This window comes from Fusicatenibacter sp., assembly GCF_050872605.1.
GTDB lineage: Bacteria > Bacillota > Clostridia > Lachnospirales > Lachnospiraceae > Fusicatenibacter.
In genome coordinates, this window is sequence record NZ_JBNMHD010000004.1 from 82,558 (window position 1) to 102,679 (window position 20,122).

At 44.2% G+C, this 20,122-nt stretch carries 23 protein-coding genes; 20 read left to right on the forward strand and 3 right to left on the reverse strand.

The genetic code is table 11. The features are described 5' to 3' along the window. The first annotated feature begins 238 nt into the window (after positions 1-238). The 15 genes from argF to ACY2VT_RS02635 all read left to right on the forward strand — a co-directional run bounded on the left by argF (position 239) and on the right by ACY2VT_RS02635 (position 12,323). Entirely contained in the window at positions 239-1,228 is a 990-nt protein-coding gene (argF, locus tag ACY2VT_RS02565) for an ornithine carbamoyltransferase (protein ID WP_117761273.1), read from the forward strand. A 167-nt stretch (positions 1,229-1,395) separates the two neighbouring features. After that, positions 1,396-2,388, forward strand: coding sequence for a biotin--[acetyl-CoA-carboxylase] ligase (locus tag ACY2VT_RS02570; RefSeq protein ID WP_461878755.1), 993 nt, complete (start codon positions 1,396-1,398; stop codon positions 2,386-2,388). Positions 2,389-2,420: 32 nt separating this feature from the next. Beyond that, on the forward strand, positions 2,421-2,804 hold the full coding sequence (locus ACY2VT_RS02575; RefSeq protein ID WP_117510128.1) for a DUF6145 family protein: 384 nt from the start codon (positions 2,421-2,423) through the stop codon (positions 2,802-2,804). Further along, entirely contained in the window at positions 2,794-3,792 is a 999-nt protein-coding gene (gene dusB, locus ACY2VT_RS02580; protein ID WP_461878756.1) for a tRNA dihydrouridine synthase DusB, read from the forward strand. The genes ACY2VT_RS02575 and dusB overlap by 11 nt, the downstream gene beginning before the upstream one ends. 119 nt (positions 3,793-3,911) lie before the next feature. Continuing rightward, positions 3,912-5,306: an MATE family efflux transporter gene (locus ACY2VT_RS02585; RefSeq protein WP_461878757.1), complete on the forward strand. Its 1,395-nt coding sequence runs from the start codon at positions 3,912-3,914 to the stop codon at positions 5,304-5,306. A 232-nt stretch (positions 5,307-5,538) separates the two neighbouring features. Then, on the forward strand, positions 5,539-6,021 hold the full coding sequence (gene greA, locus ACY2VT_RS02590) for a transcription elongation factor GreA (RefSeq protein WP_022461080.1): 483 nt from the start codon (positions 5,539-5,541) through the stop codon (positions 6,019-6,021). Positions 6,022-6,049: 28 nt separating this feature from the next. Next, positions 6,050-7,648 carry a lysine--tRNA ligase gene (gene lysS, locus ACY2VT_RS02595; protein ID WP_461878758.1) on the forward strand — a complete coding sequence of 533 codons (1,599 nt, stop codon included), beginning with the start codon at positions 6,050-6,052 and terminating at the stop codon, positions 7,646-7,648. Positions 7,649-7,950: 302 nt separating this feature from the next. Further along, positions 7,951-8,181: a DUF6462 family protein gene (locus tag ACY2VT_RS02600; RefSeq protein ID WP_461878759.1), complete on the forward strand. Its 231-nt coding sequence runs from the start codon at positions 7,951-7,953 to the stop codon at positions 8,179-8,181. 36 nt (positions 8,182-8,217) lie between these two features. Then, the gene (locus ACY2VT_RS02605) at positions 8,218-8,421 is read left to right on the forward strand and encodes a DUF6462 family protein (RefSeq protein ID WP_461878785.1); all 204 of its coding nucleotides are present in this window, start codon (positions 8,218-8,220) and stop codon (positions 8,419-8,421) included. Positions 8,422-8,545: 124 nt separating this feature from the next. Next, positions 8,546-8,746 carry a hypothetical protein gene (locus ACY2VT_RS02610; RefSeq protein ID WP_461878760.1) on the forward strand — a complete coding sequence of 67 codons (201 nt, stop codon included), beginning with the start codon at positions 8,546-8,548 and terminating at the stop codon, positions 8,744-8,746. Then, positions 8,731-9,516 (forward strand): ParA family protein, encoded by a 786-nt coding sequence (locus tag ACY2VT_RS02615; RefSeq protein ID WP_461878761.1) that lies wholly within the window; start codon positions 8,731-8,733, stop codon positions 9,514-9,516. The genes ACY2VT_RS02610 and ACY2VT_RS02615 overlap by 16 nt, the downstream gene beginning before the upstream one ends. Then, on the forward strand, positions 9,506-10,408 hold the full coding sequence (locus ACY2VT_RS02620) for a ParB/RepB/Spo0J family partition protein (RefSeq protein WP_461878762.1): 903 nt from the start codon (positions 9,506-9,508) through the stop codon (positions 10,406-10,408). The genes ACY2VT_RS02615 and ACY2VT_RS02620 overlap by 11 nt, the downstream gene beginning before the upstream one ends. A gap of 3 nt (positions 10,409-10,411) precedes the next feature. Next, a complete protein-coding gene (locus tag ACY2VT_RS02625; RefSeq protein WP_461878763.1) occupies positions 10,412-10,759 on the forward strand; it encodes a replication initiator protein A in 348 nt (115 codons plus the stop codon). An 87-nt stretch (positions 10,760-10,846) separates the two neighbouring features. Then, positions 10,847-11,929: a DUF6017 domain-containing protein gene (locus ACY2VT_RS02630; RefSeq protein WP_461878764.1), complete on the forward strand. Its 1,083-nt coding sequence runs from the start codon at positions 10,847-10,849 to the stop codon at positions 11,927-11,929. Positions 11,930-12,026: 97 nt separating this feature from the next. Beyond that, positions 12,027-12,323, forward strand: a complete 297-nt coding sequence (locus ACY2VT_RS02635) for a hypothetical protein (protein WP_461878765.1) — start codon at positions 12,027-12,029, stop codon at positions 12,321-12,323. A gap of 146 nt (positions 12,324-12,469) precedes the next feature. On the opposite strand, the gene ACY2VT_RS02640 is transcribed toward ACY2VT_RS02635, so the two are convergent. Together ACY2VT_RS02640 and ACY2VT_RS02645 are read right to left on the reverse strand one after the other, a co-directional pair. After that, entirely contained in the window at positions 12,470-13,237 is a 768-nt protein-coding gene (locus tag ACY2VT_RS02640; protein WP_461878766.1) for an ATP-binding protein, read from the reverse strand. Beyond that, the gene (locus tag ACY2VT_RS02645; protein WP_461878767.1) at positions 13,234-14,802 is read right to left on the reverse strand and encodes a Mu transposase domain-containing protein; all 1,569 of its coding nucleotides are present in this window, start codon (positions 14,800-14,802) and stop codon (positions 13,234-13,236) included. The genes ACY2VT_RS02640 and ACY2VT_RS02645 overlap by 4 nt, the downstream gene beginning before the upstream one ends. A gap of 219 nt (positions 14,803-15,021) precedes the next feature. Between ACY2VT_RS02645 and ACY2VT_RS02650 the strand changes: the two genes are divergently transcribed. Together ACY2VT_RS02650 and ACY2VT_RS02655 are read left to right on the forward strand one after the other, a co-directional pair. Continuing rightward, the gene (locus ACY2VT_RS02650) at positions 15,022-16,083 is read left to right on the forward strand and encodes a zinc ribbon domain-containing protein (protein ID WP_461878768.1); all 1,062 of its coding nucleotides are present in this window, start codon (positions 15,022-15,024) and stop codon (positions 16,081-16,083) included. Between the two features lie 3 nt (positions 16,084-16,086). Further along, positions 16,087-17,106: a radical SAM protein gene (locus ACY2VT_RS02655; protein ID WP_461878769.1), complete on the forward strand. Its 1,020-nt coding sequence runs from the start codon at positions 16,087-16,089 to the stop codon at positions 17,104-17,106. A 477-nt stretch (positions 17,107-17,583) separates the two neighbouring features. Here the strand turns inward: ACY2VT_RS02655 and ACY2VT_RS02660 are convergent, their stop codons facing one another. Then, positions 17,584-18,453, reverse strand: coding sequence for an XRE family transcriptional regulator (locus tag ACY2VT_RS02660; RefSeq protein WP_461878770.1), 870 nt, complete (start codon positions 18,451-18,453; stop codon positions 17,584-17,586). Positions 18,454-18,551: 98 nt separating this feature from the next. Here ACY2VT_RS02660 and ACY2VT_RS02665 point away from each other — a divergent pair, with 98 nt between their 5' ends. The 3 genes from ACY2VT_RS02665 to ACY2VT_RS02675 all read left to right on the forward strand — a co-directional run bounded on the left by ACY2VT_RS02665 (position 18,552) and on the right by ACY2VT_RS02675 (position 20,042). Beyond that, the gene (locus ACY2VT_RS02665) at positions 18,552-18,788 is read left to right on the forward strand and encodes a hypothetical protein (RefSeq protein WP_461878771.1); all 237 of its coding nucleotides are present in this window, start codon (positions 18,552-18,554) and stop codon (positions 18,786-18,788) included. 29 nt (positions 18,789-18,817) lie between these two features. Next, complete coding sequence (locus ACY2VT_RS02670; RefSeq protein ID WP_461878772.1) at positions 18,818-19,018, forward strand: hypothetical protein; 201 nt, start codon at positions 18,818-18,820, stop codon at positions 19,016-19,018. A gap of 388 nt (positions 19,019-19,406) precedes the next feature. Further along, complete coding sequence (locus ACY2VT_RS02675) at positions 19,407-20,042, forward strand: hypothetical protein (protein ID WP_461878773.1); 636 nt, start codon at positions 19,407-19,409, stop codon at positions 20,040-20,042. The last annotated feature ends 80 nt before the right edge of the window (positions 20,043-20,122 follow it).

A 20,122-nucleotide genomic window follows, 5' to 3' on the forward strand; every position in this document is an offset into this window, starting at 1 on the left:
CGGACACGGGAGAATTTTCTGTATGAAAGTACAATGATATGCATAAAAATACATATATTATGCATATTGCGAAGAAAATACGTAAAAATATACATCTTCCTCTTGACAGATGAACAGGTCTGTTTCATAATAGAGACTATTCAAGGCAACCAAAGGGTCAAAAAACCTTTTGACCCAACATCATAGGATAGGAAATAATAAAATACACCATATGCAGAGATATAAGGAGGAACAAACCATGGATTTAAAAGGACGCGATTTTCTGACATTGAAAGATTTTACACCGGAAGAGATTGCCTATCTGCTGGATCTGTCTGCAGAGCTGAAGGAGAAGAAAAAGAAAGGCATTCCGGTAGATACCCTGCGCGGTAAAAACGTTGCACTGATTTTCGAGAAAACCAGCACCAGAACCCGCTGTTCCTTCGAGGTAGCTGCACATGATCTCGGTATGGGAACAACGTATCTGGATCCGACCGGTTCCCAGATCGGCAAAAAAGAGAGCATTAAAGATACAGCCCGCGTTCTTGCCGGTATGTATGAGGGAATTGAGTACCGTGGATTCGGCCAGGAGATTGTAGAAGAGCTGGCAAAATATTCGAAAGTTCCGGTATGGAACGGACTGACGAACGAGTACCATCCGACACAGATGCTCGCCGACATGCTGACGATCCAGGAAGAATTCGGCCATTTAAAAGGCATCAAATTCGTTTACATGGGCGATGCCCGTTACAATATGGGAAATTCCCTGATGATTGCATCTGCCAAGATGGGAATGGATTTTGTGGCCTGTGCACCGAAGAAATACTTCCCGAACGCAGAGCTTGTGGCTCAGTGTGAAGAGTATGCAAAAGAAAGCGGTGCAACGATCACACTGACCGAGGATGTGAAAGAGGGAACAAAAGATGCCGATGTTATCTATACCGATGTATGGGTATCTATGGGCGAGCCGGACAGCGTATGGGAGGAGAGAATCCACGATCTGACTCCGTACCGTGTCACAAAAGAAGCAATGGCAAATGCAAAAGATACCGCCGTATTCCTGCACTGTCTGCCGTCCTTCCACGATCTGAAAACAAAAATCGGAAAAGAGATCCACGACCGCTACGGTCTGAACGAGATGGAAGTAACCGATGAGGTGTTTGAATCTGCGCAGTCGAGAGTATTCGAGGAAGCAGAGAATCGTATGCATACGATCAAAGCAGTTATGGCAGCGACACTCGGAGCATAAAGTTTTGGGTGGAAAAACCGGAATAGACTGTGTATAATAGAATAACGAAGAAACACGCACAGCAGCGCTGCGGAAAACTCTTCCGCAGCGCTGCTGTTGATTTTACGAAATGCATCAAGCGTGCTTCTTATAGTATGAAAGCGACACGAGGAGTGTGAAAATACGATATGCTGGAAAATAAGAGAGCCGAGACGCTGCGTCTTCTGCGGGAATCCGGGAAAAATGTTTCCGGACAGGAGCTGTGTGAACACTTTGGGATTTCCCGCACCGCAGTATGGAAGATAATGAATCAGTTGAAAGAAGAAGGATACGAGATTGAAGCCGTTCAGAATAAGGGATATCGCCTGTTGAACGAGCCGGATCTCGTAACGAAGGATGAGCTGGAAAGCCGCACGCATACGAAATATGTCGGACAGACGGTTTATTACAGCCGCGAGGTGGATTCGACAAATACGTGGGCGAAGCGGTTGGCGGAAGAAGGTGCGCCGAACGGCACACTGACAACGGCTGAAACGCAGACTGCCGGAAAAGGCCGCCGTGGCAGAGTCTGGAAATCGCCGGAGGGAACCTCTGTTTCGATGTCGATACTGCTGTATCCGGATCTTGAGCCGGCCAAAGCACCGATGCTGACGATTGTAATGGGACTTGCCGTAGTGCAGGGTGTGCAAAGAGCGCTCGGTGTCGATACGAAAATCAAATGGCCGAACGATGCGGTGCTGAATGGAAAAAAGCTCTGTGGTATTCTGACAGAAATGAGTGCACAGATTGATTATATCAATTATGTTGTCATCGGAACCGGAATCAATGTCAATCAGATGGAATTCCCGGAAGAAATCGCGGAGATTGCGACCTCACTGGCGATAGAAACAGGTCATCCCGTCAACCGGGCGAAAGTGGTCGCAGCGGTGCTGGAGGCATTTGAGAAGGACTATGAAAAATTCCTGGAAGCAGGGGATCTCTTGGGGCTGAAGGAAGCGTATGAGGCTGTGCTTGCAAACAAGGACCAGCCGGTGCGTGTACTCGATCCGAAGGAGCCGTTCGAGGGCGTTGCGCTCGGCATCACGCCGACCGGTGAGCTGCGCGTGCAAAAAGAGGACGGAACGATCGTTGAGGTGCATTCCGGAGAGGTTTCGGTGCGAGGCTTATACAGCTACGTGTAGAGAGAACGGAAAAGGAAGAGAAAGGAAAAATTATGTATTCAGATAATGAAAAAGTAGTGCTCTGCGGAGCAAGTGCATACGAACAGAAATATTATTTTAACCAGGATTTTGCATCCCTGCCACAGTCTGTGCAGGATGAGCTTCATGTGATGTGTGTCATGTTCACGGTGGAAATCGGCGGTATTTTTACCATGTGGTTTGACAGCGACGGAAGTCTGCAGTTTGAGACAGAGGCCGTAGACGCAGATGCGATGTACGACGAGATCGGCGGCGCACTCCGGATCAAGCAGTATCAGGAAGAAAAAAAGGAGCTGCTGGAATCCCTGGAGCTGTATTACCGCGTCTTCTTCCTCGGTGAGGAAGTGCCGGAGGAGGCGCTGATGGAAGAGGACGGAGAGAAACCGAATGGAAAATAAGAAACGTACACTGCAGAAGATGCCGCCACTGAAAATCGGAAACGTGGAGATACCGAACCCGCTCGTGCTCGCGCCGATGGCGGGTGTGACGGATCTGCCGTTTCGTGTCCTGTGCAAGGAGCAGGGTGCGGGTCTGATCTGCATGGAAATGGTGAGCGCGAAGGCAATTTTATATAAGAATAAAAATACCGAGGATCTGATGACAATCGATCCGGGTGAGCATCCGGTGTCCCTGCAGCTTTTCGGCAGTGATCCGGAGATTTTGGGGCAGATTGCCGCGCAGATCGAGGAAAGGCCGTTTGATATTCTGGATTTTAACATGGGCTGTCCGGTGCCAAAGGTTGTCAATAACGGAGAAGGCTCTGCTCTTATGAAGGATCCGCATCTGGTGCGGGAAATCGTGACAAGCATGGTAAAGGCAGTGAAAAAGCCGGTAACCGTAAAGATCCGAAAGGGATTTAACGAAGAATCGGCGAATGCTGTGGAAATTGCAAAGATCCTCGAGGACTGCGGCGTGGCCGCAATTGCGGTGCATGGAAGAACGAGAGCGCAGTTTTATTCCGGAAAAGCAGACTGGGATATCATTCGCCGGGTAAAAGAGGCCGTTTCGATTCCGGTTATCGGAAACGGCGATGTGACAGATGCGGCGAGTGCCAAGGCACTGGTGGAACAGACCGGCTGTGACGGTATCATGATCGGACGCGGCGCGGAAGGAAATCCGTGGATTTTTAAACAGATTCTTCATTATATGGAAACCGGTGAGACACTTGCAAAGCCGACCCAGCATGAGGTAAAAGAAATGATGCTCCGTCATGCGCGGATGCAGGTGGAATACAAGGGCGGCGCGATCGGTATCCGTGAGATGCGCAAGCATGTTGCATGGTATACGGCGGGCTTTCCGCATTCGGCAAAGCTTCGCGCGGCGATCAATCAGGTGGAGAGCCTGCAGACGCTGGAACAGATGCTGAATGAGTGGGAACGAGGATAAAAACAAGTCAAAAAAGTACCTATGATATGCCAATATTGATATATCATGGGTATTTTTTTTGTGCTATACTGATAAACAGAGTTATTGGGACAAAAAACACAAAAGAGGGAGTGTAGTGTATGACTATGAAGGAACTTTTCGCACCGTCCGACATGACGGTGGGAAAGCCGTGGGAAAAGATTGTAGCTTTTACAATCCCTATGCTGATCGGCAACATTGCCCAGCAGCTCTACAACACGGTTGACAGTATTGTAATTGGAAAATATGTCGGGGACAATGCGCTTGCGGCAGTTGGAAGCGCCAGCCCGATTTTAAACCTGCTTCTGGTTCTGTTCGTCGGAATTTCCGTCGGCGCCGGCGTCATGGTGTCGCAGTATTTTGGAGCAAAACAAAGAAAAGAGCTTTCGATGACGATCGGAAACTGCGTCACGCTGACAGCGATTTCCTCCATCATTATTATGATTCTGGGAGCCGTCCTCTCAAGGCCGCTGCTGGAAATGCTGAAAACGCCGGATTCCATCATCGACTGGTGTACCTCGTATCTGGTGATTCTGATGGTGGGCTGTGCCGGAAGTGCGTACTATAACATTCTATGTGGTATCCTTCGCGGACTCGGCGATTCGATTTCGGCGCTGATTTATCTGCTGGTGGCAACGGTCATCAATATTGTATTGGATATTGTATTCGTTTCCCAGTTCCACATGGGCGTTGCCGGAGTTGCATACGCGACCGTGATTGCGCAGGCAATTTCTGCAGTACTCTGTATGTGGCGTCTGATGCGTATGACCGACATTTTTGATTTCAAACCCAAATATCTGAAAATGAAAAAGCAGTATTCGATGGAAATTATCCGCCTTGGTCTGCCGTCCGGTATTACCCAGGCGATCTTCTCCATGGCGATGGTTATCGTACAGTCGCTGACCAACAGCTTCGGTGAAATGGTTATCGCCGCGAATGTTATCATCATGCGTGTCGATGGCTTTGCAATGATGCCGAACTTTTCGTTTGGTACCGCGATGACAACGTATGCCGGTCAGAATGTCGGCGCACGCCGTATGGACCGCGTAGAGCAGGGTGCAAAACAGGGAACACTGATTGCAGTCGGAACCTCAACGGCCATTACCCTTTTAATTGTTATTTTCGGCCATCATCTGATGGGAATCTTTACGAATACCACAGAGCTCGTAACATTAAGTGCCAATATGATGAAGATCCTTGCAGTCGGCTACATTGCCATGGCAGTAACACAGTCGCTTTCCGGTGTCATGCGTGGAGCAGGCGATACGATGACCCCGATGTGGATTTCGATGGTTGTTACCGTTGTGATCCGTGTGCCGCTGGCATACGGTCTGGCTTTTCTGACCAGAACACCGGAGCTGCCAAACGGACGATATCAGGTTCTCTGGATTTCCATGCTGGTAAGCTGGTGCATGGGTGCGCTTCTGACGCTGATCTTCTATAAAAAAGGAAACTGGAAAAAGAAGGCACTGACAGGAAGCTCCTCCGAAAAATAAAGGAAAAATAAGAGAAAGATGCAGGAAGGATTTGTGAAAAAGAAAATCTTTCCTGCGTTTCTTTTTTTCTTGACATTCCGCGGGCAATCCTTTATACTACTTTAATTGTTAGGATAGGCGGAGTCTATCCTTATTTCAACCGGGAATACTGAAAATACAGCGCATTTCCGGAAAGTTTACAGAATAAAATCAGATATAACTGGATACAGAAACGATAGAAAGGGTGTATAAAATGGAACAGAAAAAAACAATTCTTACCTATGCCGGCCTGAAAAAACTGGAGGACGAGCTTCATGACCTCAAAGTAAACAAACGTAGAGAAATTGCCGGTAAAATCAAAGAAGCAAGAGAGCAGGGAGACCTTTCCGAGAACGCCGAGTACGATGCAGCAAAAGATGAGCAGCGTGATATCGAGGCAAGAATTGAAGAGATCGAAAAAATCCTGAAAAACGCAGAGGTTGTTGTTGAGGACGAAGTAGATTCTGATAAGATCAATATCGGATGTAAAGTAGACGTACTGGATCTGGAGTATGACGAGGAGATCGAGTTCCAGATCGTTGGTTCCACCGAGGCAAACAGCCTGGAAGGAAAAATTTCCAACGAATCTCCGGTAGGAAAAGCGCTGATCGGCGCACACAAGGATGACATTGTCGATGTAGAAACACCGGCCGGAATTATGCAGTACAAAGTACTTTCTATCCAGAGAAATATCTAAAAAATACAAAGAAAAGGGAGTGAAGAAATTGGCACAGCAGACACAGGAACAGGATATCAACCACTTACTGAAGGTTCGCCGTGAGAAGCTTGCAGAGCTGCAGCAGAACGGAAGAGACCCGTTCCAGATCACAAAGTTCGATCAGACACATCATTCGCTTGAGGTGAAAGGTCTTTACGAGGCACATGAGACTGAGCTGTTAAAAGACCGCCAGGAGCCGAACGTAGAGGGAATGGATGAGGAGCAGGCGAAAGAAGCTCTTAAGAAGGATTACGAAGAGAGAAGAAATATCATGGACGCAAGCCCGATCCATGTGGCAATTGCAGGACGTATGATGTTTAAGAGAGTCATGGGCAAGGCATCTTTCTGCAATATCCAGGACTTACAGGGAAGCATCCAGGTATACGTTGCAAGAGATGCGATCGGAACAGAGTCTTACGCTGATTTTAAAAAATCTGATATCGGTGATATCTTCGGAGTGGAAGGATTTGCTTTCAGAACAAGAACAGGTGAGATTTCTATCCATGCAGAGAAGGTGACACTCCTCTCCAAGAGCTTACAGATCCTCCCGGAGAAGTTCCACGGTCTGACAGATGTAGATACACGTTACCGTCAGAGATATGTAGACCTGATCATGAATACAGAGTCTAAAGATACCTTTATCAAGCGTTCCAAGATTCTCAGTGCGATCCGCAAGTACTTAAGCGGAGAAGGATTCATGGAAGTTGAGACACCAATGCTTGTACAGAACGCAGGTGGAGCAGCAGCAAGACCGTTCGAGACACATTTCAATGCCCTGAACGAAGATCTGAAGCTTCGTATTTCCCTGGAGCTGTATCTGAAGAGACTGATCGTCGGAGGACTCGAGAAGGTATATGAGATCGGACGTGTATTCCGTAATGAGGGTCTTGATACAAGACATAACCCGGAATTCACTCTGATGGAGCTTTACCAGGCATTTACAGATTACCACGGCATGATGGATCTGACAGAGAATCTGTATCGCTTTGTTGCACAGGAAGTGCTGGGAACAACACAGATCGTATACAAGGGAATCCCGATGGATCTCGGTAAGCCGTTCGAGCGTATCACGATGGTTGACGCAGTGAAGAAGTACGCAGGCGTTGACTGGAATGAAGTTAAGACTCTGGAGCAGGCAAGAGAACTTGCGAAAGAGCATAATATTGAGTTTGAGGAGAGACATAAAAAAGGTGATATCCTGAATCTCTTCTTTGAGGAGTTTGTAGAGGAGCATCTGCTTCAGCCGACATTCGTTATGGATCATCCGGTTGAGATCTCTCCGCTGACAAAGAAGAAACCGGAGAATCCGGAATATGTAGAGCGTTTCGAGTTCTTCATGAATGGATGGGAGATGGCAAATGCTTACTCCGAGCTGAATGACCCGATCGACCAGAGAGAACGTTTTAAAGCTCAGGAAGAACTGCTTGCACAGGGCGATGATGAGGCCAACACAACAGATGAAGACTTCATGAACGCACTGGAGATCGGTATGCCGCCTACAGGTGGTATCGGATTCGGTATCGACCGTATGTGTATGCTTCTGACAGGAGCTGAGGCAATCAGAGACGTGCTGCTCTTCCCGACGATGAAGTCTGTAAAAGAGTAAGATTCAGTATTATCAAGTATTGTCAGGTAATATTAACCCTTGAAAAAGGGGGGAAATCGTAGTTTGACCACAAATTGACTACAAAATCAGTGCCGATAGTAAGCCATAATAGGCGTAAATACTGTCGATAATCAATTTCATTAGAAAAATTACGTACTAGAGAGGTCACTTTCTAAGATTAAATTCTTAGAAGGTGGCCTTTTTTTGTTGATTTAGCCACTGTAATTCGTATTCCTCACAAATCTATACGAAAACGATCCCAATGTACTATGAATTTTTATACGAAGCAAAGGAGAATCGTCATGAACAACGAGATAAACCCACAATCCAAACTGGCCAGAGAATACCAGGAAACGAAGCAAGATAGTCAGGTTCGCTTCCTCAGATATCGGGAAGGTGCAGCTGTGTATGGTATGAGCCAAAGCTCTTTTGAGAAGTTGGCGAAGAAAGCCGGTGCGGTTTACAAGGTTGGAAAGATGGCGCTGGTAAGGGTTGATATTCTGGATGCTTATCTGGAGCAGTTCCATATTTAAATCTTACCTACAGCGAGAAAGGAGAAACACAGCGTTATTAGCAGAAGTTTAAGAAATACAAATCAGAGTAGAAAGAAATTTGTCCGTTATAAGGACGGAGCAGAAATTTACAGTATGTGTCAGAGCAAGTTTGAAAGAATGGCCAGAGAGGCAAAGGCAACTTATAAGTTGGACAAGCTTGTTCTTGTGAACACAGAGATTTTTGAGAAGTACCTGGAAACATTCCGGGTCGTGGAATAAGGAGGATTTCAAAAATGATGATCAGATTATTTGCATACTACAGCTATTTAATGAACCTGTTACAGAAGCGCATTGCTCGTTCATATTTCGAGTATTGGACTTCTTACGCAGGAGGAAAGGCGTAATGCTGAAAATCAGATTGCAGGGAACCATTGGAGATATCCAGTGGTTCCGGAGGATTCTGGATCAGACACCGGAGATTCAGATAACAGAGTTTTCAAGACCATATACGAATAAGGGTACAAATCGCTTTTACAGGGTTTATGTCGAAGCCATTAAGGCAAATAAAGCAGAGAAGGATGAAGAAAAATGGGAAAGATTATAGCAATTGCGAACCAAAAGGGAGGCTGTGCCAAAACCAACATGACGGTAAATCTTGGTATCGGATTAGCCAGAGAAGGATTTAGAGTTGCTGTCGTTGATAACGATGCACAGGGCTCTCTCACTGCCAGTTTAGGTTATGTGGAGCCGGATGATATTAATGTTACACTCGCAAACATCATGTTGAATGTCGTAAACGACGAAGAGAATGTTCCTGGCTATGGGATTCTCCATCACGAGGAAGGTGTGGATCTGATTCCGGCAAACATTGAGCTGTCAGGTCTTGAAGTAGCACTTACCAATGTTATGAGTAGAGAAACTATTATGAAAAGTTATCTGGATACCATCCGTAATCAGTATGATTTTATACTCGTGGATTGTATGCCTAGTCTGGGTATGATGACAATCAATGCTCTGGTAGCTGCAGATGCTGTCATGATTCCCTGCAGTGCCAGTTATCTTCCGGTGAAAGGACTTGTTCAGTTACTTCGAACAATTTCTATGGTGAAGCGCAGATTGAACAGATCTCTTGAGGTTGCCGGTATTGTGCTCACCATGGTGGATTTCAGGACCAATTATGCCAAGGACATTGCGGCACAGCTTCATGAAGCATATGGCTCGACTATTGGTGTATTTGATACTTATATTCCTCTCTCAGTTAAGGCTGCGGAATGTAGTGCGGAGGGTGTAAGTATTTTTAAGCATGAACCAAGAGGTAAGGTTGCTGATGCCTATCACAGACTGACATTGGAGGTGCTCTCACATGAAAACTAGAAGTGGTCAGAAAATAAAATTAACATCCGTTGAGGAGCTCCTTGGAGTTCCGAATGAAGAGGTGGCAACAGAAATTGATCTGGTGCAGATTAGAAGCTTTAAGAATCATCCGTTTAAAGTGATCGACGATGAAAAGATGCAGGACCTTATGGACAGCATTAAAGAAAATGGAATTCTTACACCAGTTCTTGTAAGACCGATTTCCAATAACCTGTATGAGATGATTTCCGGACATCGTCGAATGCATGCGGCAAGCATGTTGAAGATGGATGTGATTCCGGCAATTATCCGAGAAATGTCTGATGAGGAAGCCGTTTTAAAAATGGTGGATTCCAATATACAGCGTGAGGAGCTTTTACCAAGTGAGAAGGCATTTGCCTATAAGATGAAATTGGAAGCAATGAAGAAGCAAGGTTCCCGCAGTGATTTAACTTCCGACCAAAATGGTCGGAAGTTGGAATCGGCCTACGTGATATCAGAACAGGTGGGAGAAAGTAAAACACAGGTGAGAAGGTTTATTCGATTAACGGAACTTATTCCTGAACTACTCGACTTTGTAGATCGGAAGAAAATCAATTTTACGATTGCGGTAGATATCTCATATCTGGAGCAGGAAATTCAGAAATGGTTGTTCAATTATATCTGTGCTAACGGAGCAATCACACCTGCACAGATCAGAGCACTACGCAAACAGTGTGAAGCTGGTGCAATGACACAGAAAAAGATGGTTTCCATTTTAAATGACTGCATACGGCCAAAGACAGTTTCTAGGAAGGTTACATTATCCGAGAAAAAACTGAGCCAGTATTTTGATGAGCAATACACCACAGAAGAGATGGAACGTATTCTCTTTGAATTATTGGAACAGTGGAAGGAACGACGAAAGGAGTAGAATATGGCATTTGATTATTTCTATGGAATGCAGGCTGCACAATTCAGCTTTATTCGATTACCAAAGATATTGATGACCTGTGCGGATTATTCCGAGCTTTCAACAGAAGCAAAATTATTATATGGACTCCTCTTGGACAAGATGGGCGAGTCTGATTTGAATAAATGGTTTGATGATCAGGGGCGTGTGTATGTCATTTATCCGATTGTAGAGGCACAGAATTCCCTGGGGTTATCCAAAAAGAAGGCAATGGCAAGTATGGCGGATCTTGAAGATATGGGCTTGATTGAGAGAAGACATCGAGGTAAAGGTCTGCCGGATATGATCTATATCAAGAAATTAGCAGCATGAAAGATCCAAGAATAAAAGTGAGGTGTCGAAAATGGCACCTCTTACGGAAGATGAAATACAAAAATACTGCGGAAAGGAGGGTGCACAATGAGTCAACTTAGTTATTTCTATGGGAAGGAAGCGGACCAGTTTTCATTTTTTACAGTTCCTAAGATTTTATTCAAGGATCCGGAATACAAAGATATGCCGTGTGAAGCGAAGATGCTATACGGCATGATGTTGGACAGAATGTCTTTATCCATTGAGAATCAGTGGTTTGATGACCAGAAGCGCGCATTTATTAAGATATCCGAAGATTTTATTATGGAGAATCTTGGTTGTGGACGAAATAAGGCGCTTAATCTTATGAAAATACTGGAGCAGAGCGGTTTGATCGAGAGAAAAAAGATGGGCCAGGGAAAGAGTAGCATTATTTACGTGAAGCGCTTTATCCGTCAGGAGACTGTGCAGGAAGAAATTGTGCTGGATGAGTCCGCAAAAACGGACATATCAACTGCTAGTATTATAGATGAGGAAGAGAAGGGTATAGCATTTGCTCAGACGGTTGCTACGGGTCAGAAGTTTAAAAATCAAACTTCAGAGGATAATGCGGCCGTTTCAGAAGTTTACTTTTTAAACAACAAGACATTTAGAAATCAAACTTCTGGAAGTTTAGAAAGTAAACAACAAGACGTTTATTTTTCAAACCCTAATAATACTAAGATTAATAATACTGAGCTGAATAATACTGAATCTAATCATATCATATCTTCAGACAGTGCTAATCAAACAAGCGATGCGATGGGATGTGATACCGATCTTCGAGCAAAACTGCAGGGATATTCTGCCCTCATCAGAGAAAATATCGATATGTCAGGTCTGCTCATGGCCAATCCACATGATGGTGAGCTGATCGAGGGGATCTTTGACCTGATCCTTGAGACTGTGATGTGTGAGGGAGAGAAGATTCTGATTGCTAGCAATTGGTATCCTGTGGAACTGGTAAAGAGTAAATTCCTGAAGCTGAATTATTCGCACATAGATTATGCGCTGTATTGTCTAAAGGGCAACACTACCAAGGTGAAAAACATCAAGAAATATCTGTTGGCAGTGTTATTTAATGCACCGAGCACTATGGATGGATATTTCCAGGCGGAAGTACGACACGATATGCCACAGCTCGCTTACTAGAGCTGTATAACAAATTTGTGAATAAGCTATAATGTTTAGGTTGGACTGCCGGTAATGGTGGTCTGACCTGGATATATGGCAAGGAGAGGAGAAGAGTATGTTTATTTTGAAATTATTAGCAAAAATCGCATTATTACCTGTGGTTCTGTTACTGGGAATCGCACTGGGAATCGTAAAGATGATTACTATGATCTATGGATTATTTCATGGATTTGCAGTTTTCTTTCTGGGAATTCTTTGTATCGCTACGATTTTGGTTCACCATGATTTGCTACAGGCAGGTCTTGTGGCATTACTGGATGGAATTGGCTTTGTTATATTTGCTGCAGGAATCTTTTTGGATGCATTACTTCAGAGAGAGATTAGAAATATCTGCAGATTTATCGCAGGATAAAAGAATGTAATTGATAATCAAACTGTTGGGAGTTACAAAACGGTTTATATTGCAAATTCCGATAAAAAGGGGCGTTCATTCCGCACCAACGGTGCGCTCATTCCGTTTATAACGGTGCGGAGCACCGCCCCTTGGGACAATAGTGATTATCTTTCAGCTTCGCGCATACTGATTCCGTTCATCTCCAGTCGGTAACTGTGACGTTTATCGGTTATGCGTGCCAGGCAGGCATCCGCATAAGTGTGTTCCTTAAACAGGTCGAACCACGACTTGATGGGGAACTGTGAGATGATGATAGTTGACCTGCGTCCATCGCGCCCATCGATGACTTCAAACAGGTCGCGGCATTTATCCAGGTCGAGCTCCATAAGCCCGAAGTCATCAATGGCCAAAAGATCAAGACTGGCCATAGCAGTTACATAGTCCAGGTATGTGGCTTTCAGCCTGGCCTGTTCCAGTTCAAGCATCAGCGTATTGGCACGGATATAGCGTACTGTTTTCAGCTGGCGCAGTGCGGAAATACACAGGGCATTGCTCAGATAGGTCTTGCCGCTGCTTGTCATCCCAGTGATCAGGAGATTCTTTCCTTCATCTATCCAATGGCAGGTCGCCAGCCGCTCAATCGCTGTGGCATCCAGTTTTCGTGCAGGGTCATAGATGGTCTGATCCAGGTTGGCATCCGGATAGCGGAGATGGGCCCTCTTTAAAAAACGGTTGAATTTTTTGTCATACCGGTTCTGCCACTCCTGATTGACTATCTCTGTAAAACGTTCCATAAACGGCAGCAGGTCGGCGTTGGGATCCTGCATCTGCGTTGCAAAGGCATCCGCCATCCCGGACAACTTCATTGATCGGAGGCGTTCGCAAAGGAGGATTTCATCGTTATTCAGGGGAGAGGATGTTACCATGCTCATTGATAGCTGTCCCTCCCTCTGATGTTTTCATGTTCCGGGAGATGCCTGGAAGTGCCATCCTTGTCAGATTCGTGATTGACCAGTCGGCTGAGCGCTTTCTTGAAGTAAGAATACTTGCAGGCAGAGGCATCTACACAAGTCTGGGCTGCTTCCGCCACAACGTGGCGCGGAACATCGTTGCACATGTGCAGGATGCCTTTACAGCTGTTATAAGCCTGTTCCTCGTGCTTGACGCTCCGCAGAACCCGGTCGATGAGAATTACCATAGGCTCCCCATAGACAGAAGCCCACCGGCGGTAATACGCGCCATCATGCATGTTCAATTCCTTGTAATACCGGTGCTCCGGCGGCATATGGCTGTCGTCCGTGATGTAGCGCGGGAAGTCCTTATACGACCTCGCATGGGTACAGAGAAGGCGATTGTTCTCATCACAGATGCGGATCTCACTCATGGTAGCTTTCAGCATTGCAGGTTTTCCGTGATGCGTGTACAATACAGAGTAATAGTGGCCGTCATACTCAAGATGGTAATTATCCGGTACACGCAGGAAATACCTGTAATCGCAAGTCGTAAAGCTGCCAAACGGGAGAGGCTTCATCCGCGGCTTGTCATAGGTCTCGAATGCGTACGAACGCGTCTGGCGGATGTCGTTCTTATTCCGGAAGCCATCCTGGTTGATCGCCGCTATTATTTTCTGTGTTTTCCGGTTCAGCGCCTCAATGCTGGTATAAACACCGTCCTTCAGCCGCTCGATCAGATGGGTCTCCAGGAAACGGACGTGGTTTTCAACTGTGGATTTTCCGCGGGGCTTGCGCGGCGGCGGAGGCAACACGATTGTATCGTAAAAATCCTCCAGATCTGAAAATGCCGAGTTCAGAGTAAGCTCGTCTTTGGAGTGCTTGGAAATAGCGGTTCGCAGATTATCCGGTACGAGATATTTGGGGATAGCCCCGTAGTATTCCAGCGCATGTACGACGCCGCTGATGAAGTTTGGAAGCTTCTCGTCCGCAAATATTTCGGCGTAGACGCAACTGCTGAACCCAAGGGTAGTGGCGAACACGTGGACTTTCCGAATCTCGCCTGTGGCGGGGTCAGTTAAAAGCTCCGGCTGGTTTCCAACCCAGTCAATGTACATCTTTTCGCCGGGGATACGTTCCACTGGCATGGATACGGAGTCCTGGCCAAAATTTTCCTTGAGAAAGTCTCCGTACAGTTTGTAGAACTGTGACAACTGGTAGCCGTTCGGTTTTTCCTTTTTGTAGTACTCCATCCATACAAAAGAAAGATCCGGCGTGTCCATCGCAAGCATCTGCTGATGGATTTTAAAGAAATCCGGTGGTTCTTTGTCAGCGTGGCGCAGATTCTCCGGCGGGTAGAAAGATTCTTCCACTTTCTTCGGTGGCATTGCTTTCAGCTCATCGAGGGGAATCCCGAGTTCCTGAAAGCGGTTCATAATGAGGGTGATGGTACTGTTGCCTATGTTGTACCGTTTTTTGGTGGTTCGGTAGCCGACACCACTCTGGCGTAATTCTATTACGCCGATAATAGTTGAGTAACTTTGCATATGGCACTCCTTTCTCAACAGACGGTTAATAGTTACATCGTCTATTATAAAGAAAGGCGCACCGCTTGTATCGGAATAGCCGCACCGTTAGTCCGGAATGGCTGCACCGGTCAGATTGGAATCAGTGCCCCATCGGGGCGGAATTTGCAGTTTATATAATCATCGAGAAAACAGTTCATTTGTGATAGAATAACAATTGAAAAAAATGTTCTGAATGGGGTGAAAATAGTGTTTGATTTGAAGATAAAAAATCCGGAATTATTGGATAAGTGCAGACAAACCGTAAAAGAAATATCGGAATTCCATGCTATCTTCATGGAGAATTTTTCTTTTTTTGAGGGTTCTGTTAATGACGGAATAGTACCACCTGAAAATATGGATAAAGAGTTAGCTTTCCTTTATCACTATGGCAATGGTGTTAAAAAGTTATCTGAATTGATTTGTGACTATATAGATAGTGTAGAATGTATTGAAGAGAATAGTACTTTCGCATCGAGGGTTGTTGTGCTGGATAAAAAATTTGTTTCAGATCTTCGAGAAAGACCATCTTTTAGTGGGAGCGATTTTTCTGCCATGGAAAAGGCAATGATTGATAGCAAGAATGCTGTTGACTATTGGTGCAAACAAAAATGGCTAGGCGGCGAAATGGCCTATGATTTAGAAGGTAGTATTCATACTCTGGAAGAAAGATATGAAAATCTCGTGCGATTATTATCTCGTTTGACAGAGTGTTTAGAAGCACATCTATCGGAGTTAGAGATGTTAGAAGCAGATATGTCCATGGCGTGTGTATATGCATCACCAGAAATGATACATAGAAATGAGAGGACTCCTTCTGAACAGACATATCCATATATGCATTCAATTGTTGTTGGAAATGATGAGGATGATCTTATGATGGAAGAAATATATGGATCTCCGGAAATGATCATGGATTATCAGAATAAACAGAAGAGAATGAAAGACGAAGCTAAGGAAACGAGAAATAAAGCGGCGTTTTGTATGTATTGTGGAAACTCTGTTAAAAATGGTGGAGACTTTTGTGGTGTATGCGGAAAAGCCAGCGCACCTGCGAATGCTGCAGATACATGTCAATTTTGTCCGCATTGTGGAGCTGCCAATCGCTTAGCAAGCACATATTGCATATATTGTGGAATTGAAATTCGAAAGAGAAATACTCCAGACACTCCACCAATTGCATGTGTATATGCATCACCAGAGATAATGGTAGAAAAAAGGGAAAAAGATGGTTTTCTTAAACGTTTGTTCAAGAGGAAGTGATCTATGAGAAATAATGTTGTATATCAATTACATTCCTGTGTATGGGAAATTACACTTGCCTGTTGTTTTTCATGTAATTATTGTGGATCACGAGCAGGAAAGGCACGTGAGAACGAGTTGACAACTGAAGAATGCCTTAGAGTAGCAGAACAACTAGCGGATATGGGATGTCGTAGGGTTTCCTTGATTGGTGGAGAAGTCTTCATGAGAACAGACTGGAAGATTATTTCAAAAGCTCTCACTGACAGAAATGTTAAGGTATCCATAATCACAAATGGTTATATATTTTCAGATGATTTGGTTGTGGATATTAAGGCATGTAATATTGAGTCCATAGCAATCTCTTTAGATGGACCGGAGGCTGTGCACGATAAATACAGACAAGCGGGAAGTTTTCAACGTGCGCTTAAGGCGATTGACAAACTGACTGAAAATAATATTCCGGTTTCTGTAATAAGTACATTACATAGCGAAAACGTAGAATGCCTAGATGAGATGTTCGAGATATTAAAAACCAAGGGAATATTTGCCTGGCAGTTACAGGCCTGTTCGCCAATGGGGAACGCATCCAAAGGAGAGCTTTCAACAAATATTGATTTTAAAAGAGTAATATCCTTTGTTGAAAAGCATATCCACAATTCTTACTTTGCTGTGGGTGTAGCAGATAATATTGGATATTACACAGCAAGTGAGGGCTGCATACGTGGAAACACTAGCGGTAGAGCAGTTTATCTGGGATGTAGAGCTGGCTTGACAAACATCGGAATTGATAGCGTTGGAAATGTTAGAGGATGCGAATCTATGTATGACGAAGCGTTTGTCGAAGGTAATTTAAGGGAAAAGTCTCTCTATGAAATATGGAATGCTCCAGACTCTTTCGCATATAATCGAAAATTTACATTGGACCAATTAAATGGAAAATGCAAAGGATGCGAATATGGAAGTTGGTGCGCAGGAGGCTGCAGATCGTATAATTATTTTACACACAGAGAAATGTACGATTCCTTATTTTGTGCAAAATAGAATTCAGAACAGCTTTTCCAATAATACAATAATCAACATACCTGTCCGTAACTAAACATGGTTTAAGATGATTGCTTACAGACAGGTCTTGTAGTGTTGCTTGGTGGAATTAGATATTATCTTCTAATTGAGATTTAAAGATTTGATATGCTTTCATAAAATTTTTTCTTTAATGCTCATTCTGAAAGGCAATTCTTTTGACGTATTTCAAGACGAAGATAACAAAGTCGATACTTTCAGGGGATGAAAAGGAAAATGTTATAAAGTTTCTGGGATCAAGGCGGTAGAATTCGTTGGGATTAAATTCTACATCATAATCATCAGGAAGAATCCGTATGGGAGTTTGTTCAATATTCCTAAAGCAAATGCCGCCTGTTGGTATGTTATCTGATTCGACAAAGAAGCCCATAGCTATATCGCCAAGAGTCCCATATTCACAGTATGTGTAAACATATTGAGCATAAGATGTTCCAATGTTTAATTTAATACACGTCCGATGACACGGAATTCATGTCCAGGAGTAACGTGTACATCCAGGTGTTCACATTCTCTGTTTAGGGACAGAAGAGTGATCTTTGGAACAATCATTCCATTTTCATTAATATAATCCTGCACTTCAGCTGCAGAAGGTTGTTCCTGAATATATTTTTTAATATAAGCCTCGCCATCGTAGCAGAAGACACCGATTTCTCCGTTATAGATTTCATTAGTCTGTTCCACATACACAACCTGGCGATCCACATATCTTGGATACATGCTGACACCGGATACTCGGATGCCAAAGTCAGTTCCTTCAGGGATAAGACTGATCGGATAGCTTACCATCTCGAAAGAGCCTTCACTGAGTGGGTTACCAGGACCAGCTGCGGCAGGCTCATCATAAACTTTTACTTCGATTTCTTCTTCAGGTTCAGCATAGCTGCCTCGTCTGCTTCTAGGAGCATATTGTCCGGATGATACCAGTACTTCTTTAAATAACTGGAGAAGATTCAGACCCTTCTGACTGAGCTCTGGTGAGAAGTCATAAGCCTCTGGCGATGCTCCGGTAAAATAGGAGAGTACATTATCGATCTGCAGTGCGTAGCAGAGTGCAAAGAGCTGATAAGGGTTAGGCATTGAGTCACCTTTTTCCCACTTGCTAATGGCACCAGCGGAAACCTGGATATCGTAATCCGCCATCTTTTCGGCAAGATCCTTCTGAGTGAGTTTTAAATTCTTACGCGCTTCTGTAATTTTCTTACCTAATAGATTTTCTTCTTTCAGTTTTGCTCCCTGGTAGGAGTGATTCGGGCCTGAGGTATGGCTTTTGCCTGAAAACTGGATCACATTTCCATGATTCTGTGCCATAACAAGTCCTCCCTTCTATAATACGTTTGGGTTATTCCCTGTTTTGATGGTTTCATTATAATACGCCTATTTTTCGAAGTCAACAAGAAAATAGACAAATGGGAGAATTTATTATTGACATCGAGAGATTATCGAATTATAATACAGTCATAGCTGATGAACAGCAAGTAACCGGCAATGGCTGCGAAAGTGGTACAGCAGCTATCCGGATGGGGCAGATCGAAGCGTTGTTCCATTTCATATTATATATTACAGGCAGCGCTGCTTCGGTGCGACGGAACTTGCCTGTAGATAACTCATCAACGGTTTTCATTTCCCTTTATCCGTTGGGGTGACACTTTGAAAAAGATTACCTGGAGGGCTGATGATGAGACAGAGCAATAAAACATATGTCGTAACTAATAAGGAAACACAATTTGTAATTGAAGAAGAGCGCGAATGCAAGCTGGATCAGAGAACGGTTAAGAGAATTGTAGAGATTCTTCGAAGAGGAAATGATGCACAGGTTCGCCAGAAGAAAAATTCGGTCGATGTATATGAAGTTAAAGTATGCAGGGGCCAGTAAGGGTTAGTCACTCGAATTGAATATTGTGCCGTCCGGCAAGTGGGTCGGGCGAAGGCTAAGCGGGGTCAGACATCTGTATTTCAGTGCGTTATAAGCACTGCAGTAGAAGGTACAGGTGTCTGGCCTCTATTTTTTTGCAAAAAATTGAAATTCGGTGTTTCATGACCGGTCTTTTATTTTCCATTAGGTGAAAGGCAAAAATTAGAAAAATTAAATTCTTTCATATTATCTAAGGGCTCGACTGATATCAGCCATTAGGTAGCGAGATGGAGTCTCAGTTAGCTCCCGTTAAAAAAAACGGGTGCGTCTGGGACTGTTTTCGCTGCCTTTTTCTATTAACAGGAAGAGTCGCAGACCACCCGAGCCGAAAGGCAGAAAGGTGGTCAATATGATGACATTAAAAGAATTAAAGAAAATGGTAGTAGTTGCAGACAGCAGGGAAAGAGTACCTGGCTTTCAGTATCTCCGTGAGAATGTTGATGTGGTAGTAAAAGAGGTCCTTCCACAGAACGCAGAGGTAACAGTTTATGCCAATGGTTATGTTGTTTATTCCAACGGATATGCACAGACTACATTTTCACTTCATGCTTGCGGAGATATGTCTTATGAATTTTTAGATGGACAGAAAAGTAAGATGAAAGCTGCAGTTTTAGAAGAAGAGGCTTGGTATATCCGTCTTTTTATGGAGGGAGAGGAACGACTGGAAAACAATTTTGAGCGTACTTTAAAGAATCATTGTACTTCCTACAGTGAATTTTCTGAGGATTGTGCGGCATTAGGAGATAAGAAACAGGATCTTCTTGCTTCTTATATTGAGAAAGAATTAATGGATCTGATTGAAAAGAATCTGACAGAAAAAGAATGGGATGTTTTCTACAGAGTATTTATTGATGGAGAACAGGTGAAAAGCGTATCGCCTGATTATAAGGTGACTCCGCAGGCACTCAGTCAGTTAAACAGTCGCACAAAGAAGAAACTGGCGGATCTTTTAATCAGGTTTGGGTACTGGAACGAAAAAAAATAAAAAATTTCAGATTATGTGTTTCATATGGGCCTTGGAAATTCCATTAGGTGAAGGGGTTAAAACCCGATGCACCTTGAAAA

Excerpts from the sequence above, each read along its gene's own strand:
- argF (WP_117761273.1), top strand. The coding sequence starts at position 239 with ATGGATTTAAAAGGACGCGATTTTCTGACATTGAAAGATTTTACACCG.
- ACY2VT_RS02570 (WP_461878755.1), top strand. The coding sequence starts at position 1,396 with ATGCTGGAAAATAAGAGAGCCGAGACGCTGCGTCTTCTGCGGGAATCC.
- ACY2VT_RS02575 (WP_117510128.1), top strand. The coding sequence starts at position 2,421 with ATGTATTCAGATAATGAAAAAGTAGTGCTCTGCGGAGCAAGTGCATAC.
- dusB (WP_461878756.1), top strand. The coding sequence starts at position 2,794 with ATGGAAAATAAGAAACGTACACTGCAGAAGATGCCGCCACTGAAAATC.
- ACY2VT_RS02585 (WP_461878757.1), top strand. The coding sequence starts at position 3,912 with ATGACTATGAAGGAACTTTTCGCACCGTCCGACATGACGGTGGGAAAG.
- greA (WP_022461080.1), top strand. The coding sequence starts at position 5,539 with ATGGAACAGAAAAAAACAATTCTTACCTATGCCGGCCTGAAAAAACTG.
- ACY2VT_RS02600 (WP_461878759.1), top strand. The coding sequence starts at position 7,951 with ATGAACAACGAGATAAACCCACAATCCAAACTGGCCAGAGAATACCAG.
- ACY2VT_RS02610 (WP_461878760.1), top strand. The coding sequence starts at position 8,546 with ATGCTGAAAATCAGATTGCAGGGAACCATTGGAGATATCCAGTGGTTC.
- ACY2VT_RS02615 (WP_461878761.1), top strand. The coding sequence starts at position 8,731 with ATGGGAAAGATTATAGCAATTGCGAACCAAAAGGGAGGCTGTGCCAAA.
- ACY2VT_RS02620 (WP_461878762.1), top strand. The coding sequence starts at position 9,506 with ATGAAAACTAGAAGTGGTCAGAAAATAAAATTAACATCCGTTGAGGAG.
- ACY2VT_RS02625 (WP_461878763.1), top strand. The coding sequence starts at position 10,412 with ATGGCATTTGATTATTTCTATGGAATGCAGGCTGCACAATTCAGCTTT.
- ACY2VT_RS02630 (WP_461878764.1), top strand. The coding sequence starts at position 10,847 with ATGAGTCAACTTAGTTATTTCTATGGGAAGGAAGCGGACCAGTTTTCA.
- ACY2VT_RS02635 (WP_461878765.1), top strand. The coding sequence starts at position 12,027 with ATGTTTATTTTGAAATTATTAGCAAAAATCGCATTATTACCTGTGGTT.
- ACY2VT_RS02640 (WP_461878766.1), bottom strand. The coding sequence starts at position 13,237 with ATGAGCATGGTAACATCCTCTCCCCTGAATAACGATGAAATCCTCCTT.
- ACY2VT_RS02645 (WP_461878767.1), bottom strand. The coding sequence starts at position 14,802 with ATGCAAAGTTACTCAACTATTATCGGCGTAATAGAATTACGCCAGAGT.
- ACY2VT_RS02655 (WP_461878769.1), top strand. The coding sequence starts at position 16,087 with ATGAGAAATAATGTTGTATATCAATTACATTCCTGTGTATGGGAAATT.
- ACY2VT_RS02660 (WP_461878770.1), bottom strand. The coding sequence starts at position 18,453 with ATGGCACAGAATCATGGAAATGTGATCCAGTTTTCAGGCAAAAGCCAT.
- ACY2VT_RS02665 (WP_461878771.1), top strand. The coding sequence starts at position 18,552 with ATGGGAGAATTTATTATTGACATCGAGAGATTATCGAATTATAATACA.
- ACY2VT_RS02670 (WP_461878772.1), top strand. The coding sequence starts at position 18,818 with ATGATGAGACAGAGCAATAAAACATATGTCGTAACTAATAAGGAAACA.
- ACY2VT_RS02675 (WP_461878773.1), top strand. The coding sequence starts at position 19,407 with ATGATGACATTAAAAGAATTAAAGAAAATGGTAGTAGTTGCAGACAGC.